This is a genomic window from Streptococcus halichoeri (assembly GCF_009870755.1).
In the GTDB taxonomy this organism is placed as follows: domain Bacteria; phylum Bacillota; class Bacilli; order Lactobacillales; family Streptococcaceae; genus Streptococcus; species Streptococcus halichoeri.
Genome location: NZ_WLZU01000017.1, coordinates 1 through 16,817, shown reverse-complemented (window position 1 = coordinate 16,817; position 16,817 = coordinate 1). Strand labels below are relative to the sequence as shown.

Here is a 16,817-nt window from a genome sequence, read left to right as displayed (position 1 = left end):
CACAAAAGAAAAACGTTTTTTAGCTGCTCTCGTGCTTAATTATCAGTCTATCAATCACCCACTACGGTTGACAACGAGGCAAAAAAGCTCAGCAGTTCATAATTGACTGCGGAGCTTTTGTAATTATGGTGACAGGGTTGGTTCTGATGTACTATGGCTTGTCCCATTTTGGCTTGATTGTGAGGAGCTAGATGATGATGTCGCATCTTTTGAAGTACTGCTGCTGCTTTGACTGCTATTATGCGAAGCATCTGATGACGATGAGCCATCAGGATGAGCGGCATCACTTGGATAGAAGTAAAGGCTGATTTCATTAGTATCTGAGACACTAACCTTTGTACCAGCATAAGGGTCTTGCGCACTCACAACTAGGGTGCCTTTGGGCGAAGCCATTTTGGTATAGCCTGTTGGAGAATTTGGATCTGGATAATAGCCCTTAATCCGGGAGGCAGAAATGCCAAGTCTTGTCAATTCTGCTACCGCGTCAGCATAGCTAAAGCCTGTTAGGACCGGCATTGAAACAGTATCAGAACTGGCCACACTCAAGGTGATTTTCGATTTACCATTGGGATGGAACTTCTCACCACTCGTTGGCGATTGGCCGATGACTGTGCCCACCTCATATTCGTTTGTATCAATGCGTTCAATCTTGATTTTTGATTTTGCAACGCCGTAGGTGTCCACCAATTCAGTGATGACATCCTTGTACTGCTGGCCCTTGTAGTCTTTCATCACAAAGCTTTTGTTGCCAATCGAGACAAAGAGATCAACTTTTGAACCTTGACGTTTGGAGGTCCCGGCTGCCGGATCGGTTTTGACAACATTTCCTTCAGCAACCCGGTTACTTTCTATTTCTTTAACCTTGCCAATCTTAAAGCCCAGATTTTCCAGTTCTTCTCTTGCAACTGCCACACTTGAACCGGTCACATTTGGCACTCTTACGGCATTGGGCTTAGTGAGGATTAAGTAGGCAAAGATGGCTAAGCCAACAATAAAAAGAGCAAAGACTATTTTTAGCAGGGTGCCAAAAAAGCGGCCCTTCTTTTCTTTTTTTGGCTTTGGCACTGGTTGCGACTGGGGCGTTTTTTCGGATTGTGTTTTAACCGCAGGAGCAGGCGTTGCCTTGGGTGCTACATTGGGTGTCGGTGTCACCTTAGGCAGAGGCTTGGTATTTTCAGTATCACTAAAAACCAGCTTGCGCTCGCGGCTTCGATTATAGCTGAGCGCCGTCATCAAGTCTCGACTCATTTCAAAGGTTGTCGCATAGCGATCAGACAAACGTTTAGCTGTCGCTTTGATGACGACATTTTCCAGAGCCTGCGGCACCTGACTATTTTCTCCAATAATAGACGGCAGGGGCTTTTGGAAATGTTGCAGGGCAATGGTAACGGCACTGTCTCCATCATAGGGAATATGGCCAGTCAACATTTCAAATAACATAATCCCCATGGCATAAATATCACTTTGCACAGTAGCCTTAGAGCCTCTTGCCTGCTCAGGTGATAAATAATGCACACTGCCTAGCATGGAATTTGTCTGGGTTAAACTGGTCTCAGCAAAAGCTACTGCAATCCCAAAGTCAGTAACCTTAACCGTGCCAGATTTGGTTAATAAGATATTTTGCGGTTTTAAATCTCGGTGCACAATACCTTTTTGGTGAGCCAGTGTCATAGCTGACAAGACTTCTTCCATAATCCGGACAACTTCATTATTAGATAGTGGTGCATTATCTTGAATGTATTTTTTAAGATCAGCACCATCCACATATTCCATTGCTAAGAATTGCTGGCCGTCTTCCTCGCCAATATCTCGTATCGCAACAATGTTCGGATGATTCAATTCAGCCATGGCTCGAGCTTCTCGTTGGAAACGAGCAACTGCCACCTGATCGGTTTGATAATTCGTCCGTAACACCTTGATGGCTACATCTTCGTTATCTAAGATTAAATCATTAGCTAGATAGACATCAGCCATCCCTCCGCGACCAATTGATTTTAAGATGCGATAACGACCAGCAAAGAGCTTGCCAATCTGTATCATTCAACATCCTCACTTTCGTTATGGACAATAGCTACTGTGATGTTATCAAGACCACCGCGAAGATTTGCCAACTGCACCAATGCATCATTTTTTTCGTCTAAAGTTAACTCTTTAGAGAGAATTTCGGCAATTTCAGCATTGGAAACCATGTTGGTCAGGCCATCAGAATTAATGACCAAGTAGTCCCCAGGTTCTAGAACCTTCAATCCCAGATCAGTCGCTACAGGAGCTGCTTGACCAATGGATTGGGTAATGATGTTTTTCTGGGGATGGCTGGCTGCTTCTTCTTCTGTGATTTGTCCAGCTTTGACCAGTTCATTAACCAAAGAATGGTCACTAGTTAGTAATTCATACTGGCCCTCACGGACTAATCCAATGCGGGAATCACCAACATGGGCAAAAATAGCTGTTGAATCAATCAAGACAATCGCTTCCACAGTTGTTCCCATACCCTTAAAGTCTTCGGTTTGGCCCATTTCATAAATACGTTTGTTTTCTTCTTCAATGGTTTCTACCAACCAATTTTTGACCTCATTGAGATCACTTAAGTCATTTTGGGTCCATTGTCGTCCAAGATCAGTCACCGTCATCTCACTGGCAATATTACCAGCGCGGTGCCCGCCCATACCATCTGCTAGGACAATCAAGGTTGTGCCTTTTTTATTATCAAACTTATTGACAAAATCTTGATTATTGGAACGTTTCTGTCCAATGTCTGTTATTAACGAGATTTCCATAATGTATTTTTCTGACTGTGTCAGTCTCCTCCTAAATACTACTGAATACGACGAAGTTGAGCAATGAAAAACCCATCCGTATGGTATTGTTCAGGTGTGATAAGGATGCAGCCATCTCTCACAATATCTGACTGAGTATGTTTTAATGTTACTTGCTCAAAATTAGGATGATGTTGCAAGAATGTTTCGATAACTTGCTGATTTTCTTCCTGAAAAATCGTACAAGTGCTATAGGTTATTATACCACCTTTTCTTAGTGTTTGACAAACACTAGACAAGATCGCCAATTGAATCGCTTGCAAGGCAGCAAAATCCTGGTTGGCCTTGTTATATTTTATATCTGGTTTACGACGAATCAAGCCAATTCCTGAGCAAGGAGCATCAACTAAAATTTTATCAAAGCTATCAGCAGCAAAATATTGGTGGACATACCGAGCATCCAGCTTTTGGGTCTTGACCTTATCTGCTACGCCTAAGCGACTAGCATTTTCTTTGACCAGGGCAAGTTTATGGTCGTATAAATCAAGAGCAGTCACATGTCCGCTCGTTAGTTGAGCGGCAATCTGACTGGTCTTGCCACCAGGTGCACTGCAGGCATCTAGGACTGTTTCTGTTCCTTCCAGCGCCAAGGTAGGAACAACCAACTGACTTGACTCATCCTGGATGGTCACAAGGCCTGCTTGAAACCATTTACTAGCAGCAAAGCGACCAGAATCAGCTACTAGCGCTGTCTTGGCCAATTGGGAATCGCGTAAGCCAAGGTCAGCCTTAATAGCCGCTTTTTGCTTCATATCAATCAGACGTAAACTAGCCTTGCTAGGCACCCAAAGACTTTCCATGATAGCCACAGCACGGTCTTTTCCAAACTGTTCGATCAATTTTTTAACCAACCAAACTGGCACAGAATAAAGCGTAGCATAACGTTTATTAGTACGCTTAATCTTATTAGGATCTGGCCAAGCTTCTACACTAGCTCGGCGCAAAACAGCATTGACTAACTTCTCTGCCCCCTTTTTATTGCCCCGGCTTTTGGCAATAGCTACCGCATCATTGACAATTGCATGAGCAGGCACCTGATCCAAATAGTGCAGTTGATAAAAACTGAGCAAGAGCAATAAATAGACCCAGGTTTCCAATTTGTCTCGATCGGCTATAAAATGCGCCACGTACCATTCCAAGGCGATCTTGCGTGCTACTGTTCCATAGACCATTTCGGTCACCAAATTTTTATCTCTTTCAGCTAAGTTACTGGATTTGAGGTTTTTATTAAGTGCGATATTGGAGTAGGCCCCTTCTACAAACACGTCCTCTAATGTTTTAAGAGCTAAGCCACGCGCACTGTTTTGCCCATCATTTGCCAAAATAATCTCCCACTTCTAAACTACGACCAAAACCATTTAAGAAATCCGTCACGGTCATCCGTGGCTTGCCTGCTGGTTGGACAACCTTGAGAGCGAGAGCCCCTTGCCCAGCAGCAACAATCAATGACTTTTTCGTCTTAGCAAGGATCTGACCAGGCTGACCTTGACCATCAACTACTGCTACTTCATATAGTTTAAAACGTTGTCCGCCTAAAAGCGTATGAGCAACCGGCCAAGGATTCAAGCCCCGAACATGATTATAAATGGCTCTAGCCGGTTGGTTCCAATCAATTCGTTCTTCTTCTGGGCTAATATTGGGTGACAGGCTGACTTGGCTCTCGTCTTGTGCCTGGGGTTTTAATTGGCCAGAAAGATAGGCTGGCAAGGTCTTTAACAATAAATCGCGACCAAGAACCGCCAATTTTTCAAACATCGTTCCCACATTATCATCTTCTTCAATGGGAAGAGCCGCCTTAGCGATCATATCACCGGCATCCATTTTAGTGACCATTTCCATGATGGTCACTCCTGCCTCTTTGTCGCCATTAATAATGGCATGATGAATCGGAGCGCCACCACGATACTTAGGCAGTAAGGAAGCATGAACATTAATTGCAAAATCAAACGTCTTAAGTAATGAGCCCGGCAGAAATTGGCCAAAAGCAGCAGTTACAATCCCGTCAGCATCAAGCGTCATCAACTCTTCTAATTCTTGACTACCTGCTAGTTTTTCTGGCTGATAGACCGGCAGGTGGTTGGCCAAGGCCAACTCCTTGACAGGTGTCATCTTTATAACTTTTTTACGACCCACTGCACGATCTGGCTGAGTCACTACTGCTAATACGTGATACCTGTCATCATTTAGCAAGCCCTGCAAAATAGTTGCAGAAAAAATAGGGGTGCCCATAAATAGTATTTTGGTTGTCATTGTTCTTCCTTTCAGTCTTATGTTAAGCAAATCGCACTGCTTACATTAATTGTTGGGGCTCATGGTCAATACTCAATCGCAAGGGACGATTTTCCACGAGCTGATGCCAATCTAGCAGTTGATTTAAGACAGCCTCTAGCTGGTCCTCAAAACGGTACTTAATAATAATTTGGTAATGGTGCATGTTGTGGGTGCGAGCAATCGGCTTTGGTGTTGGCCCAAGAAGCTTGGTTTTATCTGACAAGGCTGCCTTGAGCTGGCCTAAAACCGCATAGGCTTTTTTGGTCACAAATGCCACATCGCTATGAGACAGCGTGATGCCCACCGTATAATAATAAGGGGGATAAGCCATCATTTGCCGGATTTTCATTTCATAAGCATAAAACGCTTCATAATCTTGCTGCTTGGCTAGTTGAATCGCATAATGGTTAGGATTATAGGTTTGAATGAGGACTTGACCTGGCTTATCTGCCCGGCCAGCCCGGCCAGCCACCTGGGTTAATAATTGAAAGGTTTTTTCTGATGCCCGAAAATCAGGCAGGTTAAGAGACGTATCCGCATTTAAAACCCCAACCAAGGTGACATTTGGAAAGTCTAAGCCTTTAGCGATCATTTGCGTGCCTAAGAGAATATCAGCTTCGTGCCGGCCAAAGGCGCTCAGCAACTTCTCATGACTGCCTTTTTTACGTGTGGTGTCAACATCCATCCGTAAAATGCGGGCCAAAGGCAAGAGAGCACTCAGTTCCTCATAGGCCTTTTGTGTCCCAGTGCCATAATAACGGATACTCTGGCTATGGCAGTTAGGACAAAGCTTGGGAATCGGCTTTTGAAAGCCACAATAGTGACAGTTCATAGTCTTTGTGTCCATGTGTAAGGTCAAGGAAATATCACAATTAGGGCAGTCATCCACATAACCACAATTGCGACACATGATAAAACTAGAATAACCGCGACGATTTAGCAGAAGAACTACTTGTTCTTGCTGGGCCAGGCGGGTTTTGATCTGCTCTAGCAGATAAGGGGTAAACGTACTGGTCTGATTTTGGCCGATATAATCTCGAAAATCAATAATCTGTACTTGAGGGACGAGAGCTGCAGGATTGGCTCGCTGGCTCAAACGCAAAAGCTGGTATCGCTCCTTACTAGCCCTAGCACGACTCTCAATACTTGGCGTTGCTGAGCCAAGGACCAAGGCTGCTTGATGCCTTTTGGCCCGCAAAAGAGCAACGTCTCGGGCATGATAACGAGGGTTTGATTCTTGCTTGTAGCTAGCCTCATGCTCCTCATCAATGATGATTGCACCAATATTTTCTAAGGGCGCAAAAATAGCTGAGCGAGCACCGACCACTACCTTGGCCTGGCCTAACTTAATCTTTTGCCACTCATCGTATTTCTCCCCATCAGAGAGACCCGAATGCATAATAGCAACCAATTTGCCAAAGCGAGCAATAAAGCGTTGCGTCATCTGCGGTGTCAAAGAAATCTCCGGAACTAAGACAATAGCCGTCTTTCCCATCCTTAAGACTGCCTCTATTACCTGCAGGTAAACTTCGGTTTTGCCAGAACCTGTAATCCCTTCTAGTAAAAAGGGCTTTGCTGTTGTGCCAATAGCAGCAGTAATTGCTGCAAGCGCCTTCGCCTGCTCAGTATTAAGAGGAAGGGCCTGCGTTTGCTCTATTGTGTCAAAATAGCTGTCGCTACGATTGACTTGCTCCGTTGTGATCACTAGGGCAGCTTGGTCAATAAAATAGCGAACGAGCTCCCGCGAATAAATCTGATAAAGGTCCGCAAGTGGGGCTTGCTGGGGATTGGCTAACAAAAACTGCCGCAGAGCCTCTTTCTTTTTCGCACGAGGAGAAATCGGCAAGGCTTCTAACACAGCCAGGTCAACCTGATAAATCTTACGTGTTTTTAGGGTTTTCTTATCCGTTGCCAAATAACTAAGGGAAAGCTGACCTTGTTTGACCAAGGCGAGAGCCCTTGCTTGTTGGTCTTGACTGAGCTGGGAAAAGAGAGCTTGATTGCCTTGACCAAAAATAAGCTCGTGGTCCGCTGGCTTAAGCTCCTGCGTAGGACTCAGTAATTTGTCATAATGAGAATTAAGCACATTTGGTAGCATTGCTTTTAACAAGCTAATTTTGTAGGAAAACACCTTATGACGCATCTCCGTCGCTAAATCAAGCTGTTCTTGGTTAAGGACAGGCTGAGCATCTAAGACTGCTACAATCGACTTAAGCTGGCTGGGGGCTTTCGTGCAGTGCACCGCAATGACAAAGCCCTGAAGTAAGCGATCACCCTTGCCAAAAGGGACGTGCACTCTTGAGCCTATCGCCACCATATCAAGAAGGTGATCTGGTACTAAGTAGGTATAAGGGCGATCGGTCTGCATTAAAGGAATATCGACAATAATGTCGGCAACTCTTGTCATACTGCCTCCTTCTTTAACGTGTCTTTAGTAGCATGAAAAAAACTAAGATTTTTAAAAACCTTAGATTTTTTCTCCTTCTTCTTCTTTTTCTTTGGCAATTTGTTCTTTAATTTTACGTTCTTCCTCTTCCTTAGCAATGCGGTCAGCTTCTAATTTTGCCCGCACAGCTGCACGCTTAGAAACAGGATCTGGGTGGATTACCACATTGCCAGATTCGATTTCTTCAAGGGCGCGCAAGGTGGATTTTACTGACTTAAAGTCTTGGGTAGGTTTAGCACCTGCCTCCAGTTCATGTGCACGTTTTGCTTGTAACATCACAAGAGAATATTTTGAAGGAACTTTGTCCAATAAGGTATCAATTGAGGGTTTTAACATCATGGTAATTCACTCTTTCCAAATAATTAAGATAGGGGATTGGTTTCTTTAATCATATTATCATAACGACCGATAACCCGCTCCACTCGAAAATGTTCGGTCTCAATGATTCGTTTCACTCGCTCTGCAGCTAAGGGAACCTGGTCGTTAACCACCGCATAATCATATTCGCGCATCAAGGCAATTTCTTCCTTGGCCCGTTCAATGCGTTTTTTAATGACTTCTTGACTATCAGTTCCACGACCTACCAAGCGATCTTGGAGCTCATCTAAATCTGGGGGAGTGAGAAAAATAAAGACACCATCTGGCACTTTATTTTTGACCTGTAAGGCTCCTTGTACTTCAATTTCTAAGAAAACATCAATTCCCTTATCAAGCGTCTCATTCACATAAGTCAAGGGTGTCCCATAATAGTTGCCAACGTATTCTGCGTATTCTAACATTTGCCCCTGGCGAATGAGCTCTTCGAATTCTTCACGGGTTCGAAAGAAATAATCCACGCCATCAACTTCACCCGGCCTTTGCGGACGCGTCGTCATTGAAACGGAATACTCAAATTTATGATCAGGCGTTGAAAAAATTTCCTGGCGTACCGTTCCTTTTCCAACACCTGATGGCCCGGAAAAGACGATCAACAAACCACGTTCAGACATTCTTATCTCCTTAAAAACTGCTTTCTAATAGTTTAACAAAATCACCTACCTTTTTCAAGGTAATTATTTGCTCGCGCTAGCTTTGTATACCAAGTAAGCTATTTCTAGTTAAGCCCCTCCTTACCATTTGCATTTCAAAGAGGGTGGGTGCCTGGTAGCCTTCACAAACGAAACACCCTGCTGCACAAATGTGCCAACACAACATAATAGCACTCGCCTCTCTTAGCCGTCCTTATTTACAGCAACTTACAAGGTATTAAGAAAGCCAAGCCGAGTCAGGTGAGACGAAGCGAGGCGTGGTGAGCACTTCCTTGCTAGGGCTAGGGCGGCTTGGCTTGTTATTTTTTAACGTCTGATCAGTAGCTAGGGCAAAGCAAGCCCTGTGACCGCTGCCTTTTTGTGCTTGCAGGTTTTTTGCCTTTCTGTACAAAAAATTGTGACTCAGACGAATCACAATTTTTGTCTTATTTAGCATAATCAATAGCTCGCATTTCTCGAATGACAGTAACCTTGATATTGCCCGGATAGTCCAGGTTATTTTCGATTTTTTCACGAATTTTATGGGATAAAACGACAACCTGATCATCAGAAACCTTTTCTGGTTGGACCATGATGCGAATCTCACGACCGGCTTGGAGGGCAAAGCTATTTTGCACCCCATCAAAGCTAGTGGCAATTTCTTCTAAATCGCGTAGCCGCTTGATATAATTTTCCATAGATTCATTGCGCGCACCAGGTCGAGCGGAGCTTAGGGCATCCGCTGCGGCAACGAGCACAGCAATCACTGAATCGGGCTCAACATCACCATGGTGACTAGCAATGGTGTTGACGACAACAGGGTGTTCCTTGTACTTACGAGCGAATTCCATGCCGATTTCGACGTGGCTACCTTCGACCTCTCGGTCAATGGCTTTGCCCATATCGTGGAGAAAGCCGGCGCGCCGCGCAAGCGAAACATTTTCGCCCAGTTCACCAGCTAAGATACCAGCCAATTTACCAACTTCCACGGAATGGCGAAGGACATTTTGGCCATACGAAGTGCGAAATTGCAGGCGCCCCATAATCTTGATTAAATCTGGGTGAAGATTAGGAGCCCCAATCTCATAAGCAGCTGCTTCACCATATTCGCGAATGCGGTTATCCATTTCCAGGCGATTTTTTTCGACTAATTCTTCAATCCTTGCAGGATGAATCCGTCCATCAGCAATCAAGGACTCCAAAGTCATGCGAGCAATCTCACGGCGAATCGGATCAAAACCTGACAAGACAACCACTTCTGGGGTATCATCGATAATGACATCAATACCTGTCAAGCTTTCTAAAGTCCGGATATTACGGCCCTCACGGCCAATAATACGGCCCTTCATATTGTCATCTGGCAGATGAACTGTCGTAATCGTTTGCTCGGTCACATACTCACCTGCCACACGTTGCATGGCTTGAGCCAATAAATCTTTAGCGGTCTTGGTGGTACGATCCTTAATCTCACGCTCAGCTTCACGGATACGTGTCGCAATTTCATGCGTGAGCTTATTTTCCGTTTCCATCAGGATGACTTCACGAGCTTCGGCAATTGTCATCGCTCCAACGCGTTCTAATTCCGCGCGTTTTTCATCTTCTAATTTTTCTACCTGCGTTTGGCGCTCATCAATATGTTTAGATTTATCGGTCAGACTTTGTTCTTTACTATCAAGTGTTTTTTCTTTACTTGATAGATTTTCATCTTTACGGTCAAGAGAAAAGGCACGTTCTGTTAAACGTGTTTCTAACTGTTTTAACTCTTGTCTTTCAGATTTAAATTCATTTGCAACTTCTTCACGATATTTTCTGGCCTCTTCTTTTGCCTCAAGCAGTAATTCTTTACGGCTTGCTTTACTGTCACGTTCAGCTGCCAAGCGGATATTTTGGGCATCAGACTCCGCTTTTCCCCGAATGTTAACAGCATCTTGCTCAGCATTTAAAAGGGTCAAATCTGCACCTTCTTTCGCTGATTTTAATTTCAACGAAATAAGCACATAACCTATGATCAAACCAATGAGGGCACAAACAAGTAATGTAATCACATAAATCATGTTTATACCTCAATATATATTAGTTTTCTTTATAGAAATCTATTACTAAGTTTATCATAAAATAATCTTTTAGACAATTTAAATAAAACAGAATTCTCTCTTAGTCAGAAAGTTTTTATGGTATCATAAGAACATAAAAAAAAGGAGACTTTTATGGCAAAAGACGTTATCGTTGAGAGTTTTGAACTCGATCACACCCTCGTTCAAGCCTCTTATGTTCGACTGATCTCTAAAGATCAAGGACCAAAGGGCGACACCATTACTAATTTTGATGTGCGGCTGGTGCAGCCAAACACTAATGCTATTGAAACCGCCGGCCTACATACTATTGAGCATCTCTTGGCCAAGCTTATTCGCCAACGCATTGATGGCATGATTGACTGCTCCCCCTTTGGCTGCCGGACTGGTTTTCACCTGATCATGTGGGGCCAGCACAGCAGCACAGAAATCGCCAGCATCATCAAGGACTCTCTGCAAGAAATTGCCAACGGCATCACTTGGGAAGACGTGCCTGGTACCACTATTGAATCCTGTGGCAACTACAAAGATCACAGCCTCTTTGCCGCTAAAGAATGGGCCAAGCTGATCTTAAGCCAGGGAATCTCAGATGATGCCTTTAAGAGACAGATCGTCTAAACCCTAAGCCCAAGCACCGCTCACAAGGGCCCTTTGGCCTGAGCCTTAGCTCCTTGGGCCCTCTAGTCACCAAAACCCCCTCTTTTTTGACCAAAAAGAGGGGGTTTTGAGCAGCCAGCATCCCGCCAATCAGCCCCTTGCTGCGCGAGCAGCTGAAACAGAGCCACCAGCAAGCGAGCCGGGCTAAAAAAGGATTGGCAGTGCCAATCCTTGGGAATGTATTCTAACAAATTAAACTTAAGCCACTAGAACTAATTTTTTTATTGTTAACCCCTGAATAGACTTATAAATTTGCTAATAATACCAAGGAAAAATTGAAATAATGATTCTAGCACTGACTCATCCGAACTAAAAAGTGAGCCATCACTATTCGCACTAACGGCTTCAGGAGCCCATAAGTATAGCGCTAAGATGACCAAGCTCAAGCAGGCTAGTATCACCTGAGTGCGTTTTTTCTTTAACATTAGTGTTTCTCCATCTCTGTTATTTTTTAGAAACCTAGCTTTTTTCTAAAATCCGCACCCATTATATATAAGTCTTTGGTGGGACACAAGTTCATAAAATAAGAATATGGTGCAGGTCTGGCTAGAGCCGGTCCTGCTTTTTTAGATTGGATTTCCTCTCGACAATGCCACCACGCTTTCTCTGGCTGGCACATTCGGATGTTTTGGTTTTTGCTGAACTTTCTCGAACCACAAGGACATTTTTATCATGCTGGGTGACTTATTGAAGTCAAAAGAAGTCCTTCTGAAAAAAACTGCCCGGCAAACCTCTCTGTTATTGTTTGATTAAAAAACTATCAAAACGCTATATTTTCCATTGATTTTCGCAATCAAAAGTCGTAAAATGAAAGCGGAAACAATTTGTTTGAGATAGAAAGGAGTTAAAATAGAAAATTGTACTTATCAAACAAATTAAAATAACTAATCTACCGTGGTCGTCAATACTTAAAAAAGGGTATACAAATGAAAATTAAAAATATATAGCATTGTTATTAACAAGTCTTTTAGTAATATCTACGACGGTACCGCCCTTTATTTCAGCCAGAGTACTAGCTGATGAAAGAACCTCGATAACTTCAGAATATACTACCGAAGAACAAAAACAGATGGATAAGTTTGCTGCGGTTTTAGAAAAGATGTTCGCTAAAGGAGTAACAGAAGAAAATTTCAAACAGTATGCTCAAGCAAATTATAGTGAAGAAGAATTAATGATTGCCGACAGAGAAATGAATACAAATTTATCTCAAATCCAAGATGATGATGTCATCATGTATAAAATGGATTGGAATGCATTGGGAAGTTATATGGCAAATAAAATCAAAGACGAGTTGTTAGCAATGATAAGTATTGGAACAATCATTACGTATGCCAAAAGAAAAGCATGGAAAGAATTAGCCACAATAGTCATTAAATATGTTGCCAAAGCATGGGTCAGAACAAACGTTGCATTCATTGCCGGACAATTAGCTATTTGGGGGTTACAATGCGGCATAAACTTCTAAAAGAAATATTATTTTGGACCTTGCTTTTCGGCATTTTTCAGCTGATATACTTCAGTCGAACTAACAATTTCTTTTCGCTCCCAGTTGCTTTAATCTGGTTAATTGTTTTTGTGATTTCTAAGTATTTAGAATCAAAAAGTAAATGAAAGCGGAAATAGAATTTCAAATAAGAAAGACTAACAAATCGTAAAAACAATATCAATTGACATGCCTTTGATTGTTACATGTAGTGGGGGACAAAGTCTATATACGAGAGAGAACCTCAATTTGGTTCTCTCTTTTGTTTTGTTCAAAGTGCTAACGATTTTTGTGCTGAAAGTGTTGAAGTGACATACAAAACAGCGATTTTTGCAAATCGCTGTTTTGTATGTTTCTATTAATAATCTAACGCGTCAGCATGGCCTGGAGCATTGCCGACAAAGTAACCCGTCTTACAATTAAGTGAGAACAAGTAAGTGCCATCTGGTTTAAACATATTGTAGTAGCCATTGCCATTAATAATATTCACCGGATCTAAGATATAGTTATTGCCGGAAATATAGCCACGCGCTTGCGAAGTGGCAACAATTCTTTCCAAAACACCAGGATTGAAGGCCCAGGCCGGATTAGTCCGGTCTGCAATCAAGCCTTGATTGTATGGAACCCGAGAAAGGTTGCGCTCAAGATGACTATAGCTAGCGCCATTACCGACAATGGTCACAGAACCAGTCGGATTTGGGGTCACTTGGGCCTGATTAGCTTGTGGCCCTGCCTCTTGCCCACCAGGCTGACTATCGGTGTTTGCTGCCTCTGCTTTATCAGCTTGCGCTGCCGTTTTAGCGGCTTGGGCAGCTTTTGCGGTCTCGGATTTTTGTTTGAGTTGGTTGCGGCCATCTGTAATGACCGATTGTAGCAGGCTATCTAGGGTTGCGTTACCCGTTTTGAGCTGATCAGCTTTTAAATCATCAAAGTTCGCATCAGACTTTACACTTGCCGTCACCTTTTCGCCGTTTTTAATCGCCTGACTTGAAAACTTACCATTGACTGCCTGAATAGCAGCAATCTGTTTTTTCAATTGGTCAACTTTTTGATTGGCCGACTCATAATAGGCTGTGCCTTTTAGCTTGGCTAATTGGGTCGTAAGCTGTGGCAAATGGTCAAACATATCATTTTTTAACTTTGTTTGATTTTTATCAAGGAAAAAACTAGCGTAGCTTTTTTCAAAGGCTTGAGCGTTGGCCTTGTTTTTGCTAATTTTAGAAATTTCCTTGACACTGGTTTGACTCTGTTTTGTGCTTGGTGCACTATTTTTTTGTTTGAGAACATTTAGGCCAAAAGCAACCGCCAAGACAAGCAACAATAAGGCTAAGAGAGCGACTAAAAGGCCCTTTTTGGGGTTTTTCTTTGGCGTTTCATCCTTAAAAGGATGGTCTTCATCTGAATGAGGCTCATCAAAATGGGATGGAACCAGCAGGTTTTCTGTTGGTCCAGGCACTATTACTGGGGCTTCCTCAACCAATAGGTCTTCTGTGACCGGGGTTTGAGCAGCAACAATCGACTCTTCCTCCTCGTTAGCAGTGTCGTGATGATTTGGCTGTTCACCATCTGTCGGTGAGGTCTCCTGAGCTGCTTGAGCTTGCTGGTCAGCAACCTTAGATTCTGTATATTTTGCCAACTCTTGCCGCTGCTTTTCGATGAATTTATCTAAACTAGCCGTATCTAAGGCTTCCATCTCAGCAGCCTTCGTTTCGAACTTTTGTGATGCAACCTCGTCACGGTGTTGTTTGATGTATTTATCCAAGATACTATCATCTTCAGTGACTCCGGCTTTGATTTCTGATTCTTTGCGAACAGCTTCGCCAACAGTCAGATGCTTAGCATCATCTATGGCTAGCGACTCTTGTTCGTCTTGTTCAAAATCCTTTGTATCTTCTGACACACCTATTACCTCTCAATCATTGCTGACGCTTTATACGCTGACCGTAAAAGTGGTATAAATCAACTTTTAGGGTGCCGTTGTATAATTTGCGTTTTTTATCGGCGACTCGCCCAAAGTGACGTTCAAACTGTTCGTCACTGGTCAAAATAAATTGACTCCAAGTTTTTAGCGGAGCAAATGTTGCACCCATTTCATTATACAAGATGTCAACAGCTTTGTCATCAAGCAACCGTTCTCCATAAGGAGGATTGGCAACAATCACGCCATTTTGCTTTGTCGTGCGAAAATCTTGTAGTCGCATTTGCTTAAAGGTAATCACACCGGTCAGGCCAGCTTCAGCGGCATTTTGCTCGGCAATGGCAATCATGCGGCCATCACTATCAAAGCCCGAAATATCCAGCTCAATATCATAGTTGGCTTCCATTTCAGCAGCATCACGAACGGCTTGGATCAGGCTTTGATCTACCCAAGGCCAGGCTTCAAAGGCAAAGGAACGATTAAAGCCTGGGGCAATATTCATGCCAATCAAAGCGGCTTCAATACAAAAGGTGCCCGAACCACAAGTCGGGTCAACCAGCGGCTTATCCGGGAACCAATTGGTCAAAGCTAAAATAGCCGCCGCCATATTTTCCTTAATAGGCGCTCCGCCCTTAGCCACACGATAACCACGCTTAAACAAGCTAGAACCGCTGGTATCAATCATCAAAGTAGCTTTGTCCTTCACAAGCGAAACTTCAATATTAAAGGCTGCACCCGACTCTTGAAGGGGGACGCCTTCAGGGCGATGATAAACCTGCTGAAGCTTTCTGGCCACGGCCTTTTTAGTGATGGCCTGCACACTTGGTTCATTATGGAGCCTTGATTTGACACATTTGGCCTTGGTGATGGGAAAGGCTGCGCCCAAAGGGAGGTAGGCCTCCCAGTCTAGCTTGAAGACGCCTTGGAAAAGATCTTCGAAAGTTTTTGCTGGAAAAGTTCCTACGATAATTTTAATCCGATCAGCTGCGCGCAACCATAAATTAGTGGTGATGATAGCTCTGACATCCCCTGTAAAATAGACTTTACCGTTATCAACCTGGCAGTCATACCCTAAAGCACGGACCTCTTTGGCCACGACTGATTCAAGGCCGGCAGCAACAGTGGCAACAAGTTTAAATGTTTCTTTCATGTGATTACTTTCTCATTAAATAAAGCTAGCCAGAGCTAGCTTAACAACCTAATATGCAATTTTCTATAAGCCATGTTTTGTTCCAGAAATGACTAGGTCTCATTTCCTTCGATAATCATCTGTCTACTGTTTAAATAAACAGTCAGGATACCTTGTTCGTTTCCAAGTATCCCATGCCCCGACCAAAGTTTGGGTTGCTAGCTTGAGGGGTTTACCGCGTTCCATTTTTTACGTTTCCATAAAAACTCCGTCACTGTGGCACTTTCAGAGATACTATGGCATATCCTAAAACTTAGCCAGTTCTCCCGCCGTAATATTCTTAAACGAATATTCCTAGGCTTATTTGTTCGCCTAGCACAAACACTACCGGCATCACAGCCAGTGCTAGCATGGACTTTCCTCATAGTATGACAATACCATGCGATTATCCAAAAATTGCATTTCCTTTGTGATGAATTATTTATCAGCGATTTGTTTGCCAAAGACCTCTTTTTCTAAGCGGCTAATCCGCTTGAGAATATCAAAGTTAGTCGCTGATTGAGTGATACGTGTTGGCTGTGGCGCCATATTGGTCTCCATAGCCGAGGTTTGGCGTTCGGGTGGTGTTACCTTTTTCAAGCGTTCAATCTCAGCTTTTAAGGCTTCGTTTTCTGCAATATAAGCTTCATAGTCCTTGATAACGTTATCCAAGAACTCATCGACTTCTTTCTTGTCAAAACCGCGCATGCTGGTCTTAAACTCTTGTTCAAAAATGTCCTTAGGACTGTAAATAATACGTGCCATTCTATACTCTCCAACTAGTCATTCTAATTTTTTCAATATCACTATTATGATACAGAAAAAGATACTAAAAAGCAAGCCTAAAACAGACCGAATCATTCCCGTAGTTAATATTGTTGTCCAATTTGTTATAGTCCAAAGGGAGATAATAATGACTTTCCTTGTCTTAACAATTGGTCAACAATATTCACTGATGCCCTTTCTTCCAATTAAATGC

At 43.1% G+C, this 16,817-nt stretch carries 13 protein-coding genes and 1 other RNA gene; 2 read left to right on the top strand and 12 right to left on the bottom strand.

Going from position 1 to position 16,817, the window contains the following annotated elements; genetic code table 11:
• Nucleotides 1-123 precede the first annotated feature (123 nt).
• The 8 genes from pknB to GWD08_RS05410 all read right to left on the bottom strand — a co-directional run bounded on the left by pknB (nucleotide 124) and on the right by GWD08_RS05410 (nucleotide 10,594).
• On the bottom strand, nucleotides 124-2,040 hold the full coding sequence (gene pknB / locus GWD08_RS05445) for a Stk1 family PASTA domain-containing Ser/Thr kinase (RefSeq protein WP_159547789.1): 1,917 nt from the start codon (nucleotides 2,038-2,040) through the stop codon (nucleotides 124-126).
• Nucleotides 2,037-2,777, bottom strand: coding sequence for a Stp1/IreP family PP2C-type Ser/Thr phosphatase (locus GWD08_RS05440; RefSeq protein ID WP_159547787.1), 741 nt, complete (start codon nucleotides 2,775-2,777; stop codon nucleotides 2,037-2,039). The genes pknB and GWD08_RS05440 overlap by 4 nt, the downstream gene beginning before the upstream one ends.
• A 38-nt stretch (nucleotides 2,778-2,815) precedes the next feature.
• Entirely contained in the window at nucleotides 2,816-4,138 is a 1,323-nt protein-coding gene (gene rsmB, locus GWD08_RS05435; protein WP_159547785.1) for a 16S rRNA (cytosine(967)-C(5))-methyltransferase RsmB, read from the bottom strand.
• On the bottom strand, nucleotides 4,128-5,066 hold the full coding sequence (gene fmt / locus GWD08_RS05430; RefSeq protein ID WP_159547783.1) for a methionyl-tRNA formyltransferase: 939 nt from the start codon (nucleotides 5,064-5,066) through the stop codon (nucleotides 4,128-4,130). Before fmt ends, rsmB begins: the two co-directional genes overlap by 11 nt.
• Before the next feature lie 40 nt (nucleotides 5,067-5,106).
• On the bottom strand, nucleotides 5,107-7,494 hold the full coding sequence (locus GWD08_RS05425) for a primosomal protein N' (protein ID WP_159547781.1): 2,388 nt from the start codon (nucleotides 7,492-7,494) through the stop codon (nucleotides 5,107-5,109).
• A gap of 60 nt (nucleotides 7,495-7,554) precedes the next feature.
• Complete coding sequence (gene rpoZ, locus GWD08_RS05420; protein ID WP_159542807.1) at nucleotides 7,555-7,872, bottom strand: DNA-directed RNA polymerase subunit omega; 318 nt, start codon at nucleotides 7,870-7,872, stop codon at nucleotides 7,555-7,557.
• A 23-nt stretch (nucleotides 7,873-7,895) separates the two neighbouring features.
• Complete coding sequence (gmk, locus tag GWD08_RS05415) at nucleotides 7,896-8,522, bottom strand: guanylate kinase (protein WP_159542810.1); 627 nt, start codon at nucleotides 8,520-8,522, stop codon at nucleotides 7,896-7,898.
• A gap of 464 nt (nucleotides 8,523-8,986) precedes the next feature.
• Complete coding sequence (locus tag GWD08_RS05410; protein ID WP_159547780.1) at nucleotides 8,987-10,594, bottom strand: ribonuclease Y; 1,608 nt, start codon at nucleotides 10,592-10,594, stop codon at nucleotides 8,987-8,989.
• A 153-nt stretch (nucleotides 10,595-10,747) separates the two neighbouring features.
• On the opposite strand from GWD08_RS05410, the gene GWD08_RS05405 reads away from it, so the two are divergent.
• Together GWD08_RS05405 and GWD08_RS05400 are read left to right on the top strand one after the other, a co-directional pair.
• On the top strand, nucleotides 10,748-11,230 hold the full coding sequence (locus tag GWD08_RS05405; protein WP_159547779.1) for an S-ribosylhomocysteine lyase: 483 nt from the start codon (nucleotides 10,748-10,750) through the stop codon (nucleotides 11,228-11,230).
• A gap of 1,108 nt (nucleotides 11,231-12,338) precedes the next feature.
• Nucleotides 12,339-12,734, top strand: coding sequence for a streptococcin A-M57 (locus GWD08_RS05400; protein WP_159547778.1), 396 nt, complete (start codon nucleotides 12,339-12,341; stop codon nucleotides 12,732-12,734).
• A gap of 376 nt (nucleotides 12,735-13,110) precedes the next feature.
• Here the strand turns inward: GWD08_RS05400 and GWD08_RS05395 are convergent, their stop codons facing one another.
• The 4 genes from GWD08_RS05395 to gpsB form a co-directional block, all read right to left on the bottom strand.
• Nucleotides 13,111-14,652 carry a cell division site-positioning protein MapZ family protein gene (locus GWD08_RS05395; RefSeq protein ID WP_159564645.1) on the bottom strand — a complete coding sequence of 514 codons (1,542 nt, stop codon included), beginning with the start codon at nucleotides 14,650-14,652 and terminating at the stop codon, nucleotides 13,111-13,113.
• Between the two features lie 16 nt (nucleotides 14,653-14,668).
• Nucleotides 14,669-15,820 carry a THUMP domain-containing class I SAM-dependent RNA methyltransferase gene (locus tag GWD08_RS05390; protein WP_159564643.1) on the bottom strand — a complete coding sequence of 384 codons (1,152 nt, stop codon included), beginning with the start codon at nucleotides 15,818-15,820 and terminating at the stop codon, nucleotides 14,669-14,671.
• A 61-nt stretch (nucleotides 15,821-15,881) separates the two neighbouring features.
• An RNA gene (gene rnpB / locus GWD08_RS05385) (RNase P RNA component class B) lies at nucleotides 15,882-16,256 on the bottom strand.
• A 20-nt stretch (nucleotides 16,257-16,276) separates the two neighbouring features.
• Complete coding sequence (gpsB, locus tag GWD08_RS05380) at nucleotides 16,277-16,603, bottom strand: cell division regulator GpsB (protein WP_159542825.1); 327 nt, start codon at nucleotides 16,601-16,603, stop codon at nucleotides 16,277-16,279.
• Nucleotides 16,604-16,817: the final 214 nt, after the last annotated feature.

Excerpts from the sequence above, each read along its gene's own strand:
- pknB (WP_159547789.1), bottom strand. The coding sequence starts at position 2,040 with ATGATACAGATTGGCAAGCTCTTTGCTGGTCGTTATCGCATCTTAAAA.
- GWD08_RS05440 (WP_159547787.1), bottom strand. The coding sequence starts at position 2,777 with ATGGAAATCTCGTTAATAACAGACATTGGACAGAAACGTTCCAATAAT.
- fmt (WP_159547783.1), bottom strand. The coding sequence starts at position 5,066 with ATGACAACCAAAATACTATTTATGGGCACCCCTATTTTTTCTGCAACT.
- GWD08_RS05425 (WP_159547781.1), bottom strand. The coding sequence starts at position 7,494 with ATGACAAGAGTTGCCGACATTATTGTCGATATTCCTTTAATGCAGACC.
- rpoZ (WP_159542807.1), bottom strand. The coding sequence starts at position 7,872 with ATGATGTTAAAACCCTCAATTGATACCTTATTGGACAAAGTTCCTTCA.
- gmk (WP_159542810.1), bottom strand. The coding sequence starts at position 8,522 with ATGTCTGAACGTGGTTTGTTGATCGTCTTTTCCGGGCCATCAGGTGTT.
- GWD08_RS05410 (WP_159547780.1), bottom strand. The coding sequence starts at position 10,594 with ATGATTTATGTGATTACATTACTTGTTTGTGCCCTCATTGGTTTGATC.
- GWD08_RS05405 (WP_159547779.1), top strand. The coding sequence starts at position 10,748 with ATGGCAAAAGACGTTATCGTTGAGAGTTTTGAACTCGATCACACCCTC.
- GWD08_RS05400 (WP_159547778.1), top strand. The coding sequence starts at position 12,339 with ATGGATAAGTTTGCTGCGGTTTTAGAAAAGATGTTCGCTAAAGGAGTA.
- GWD08_RS05390 (WP_159564643.1), bottom strand. The coding sequence starts at position 15,820 with ATGAAAGAAACATTTAAACTTGTTGCCACTGTTGCTGCCGGCCTTGAA.
- gpsB (WP_159542825.1), bottom strand. The coding sequence starts at position 16,603 with ATGGCACGTATTATTTACAGTCCTAAGGACATTTTTGAACAAGAGTTT.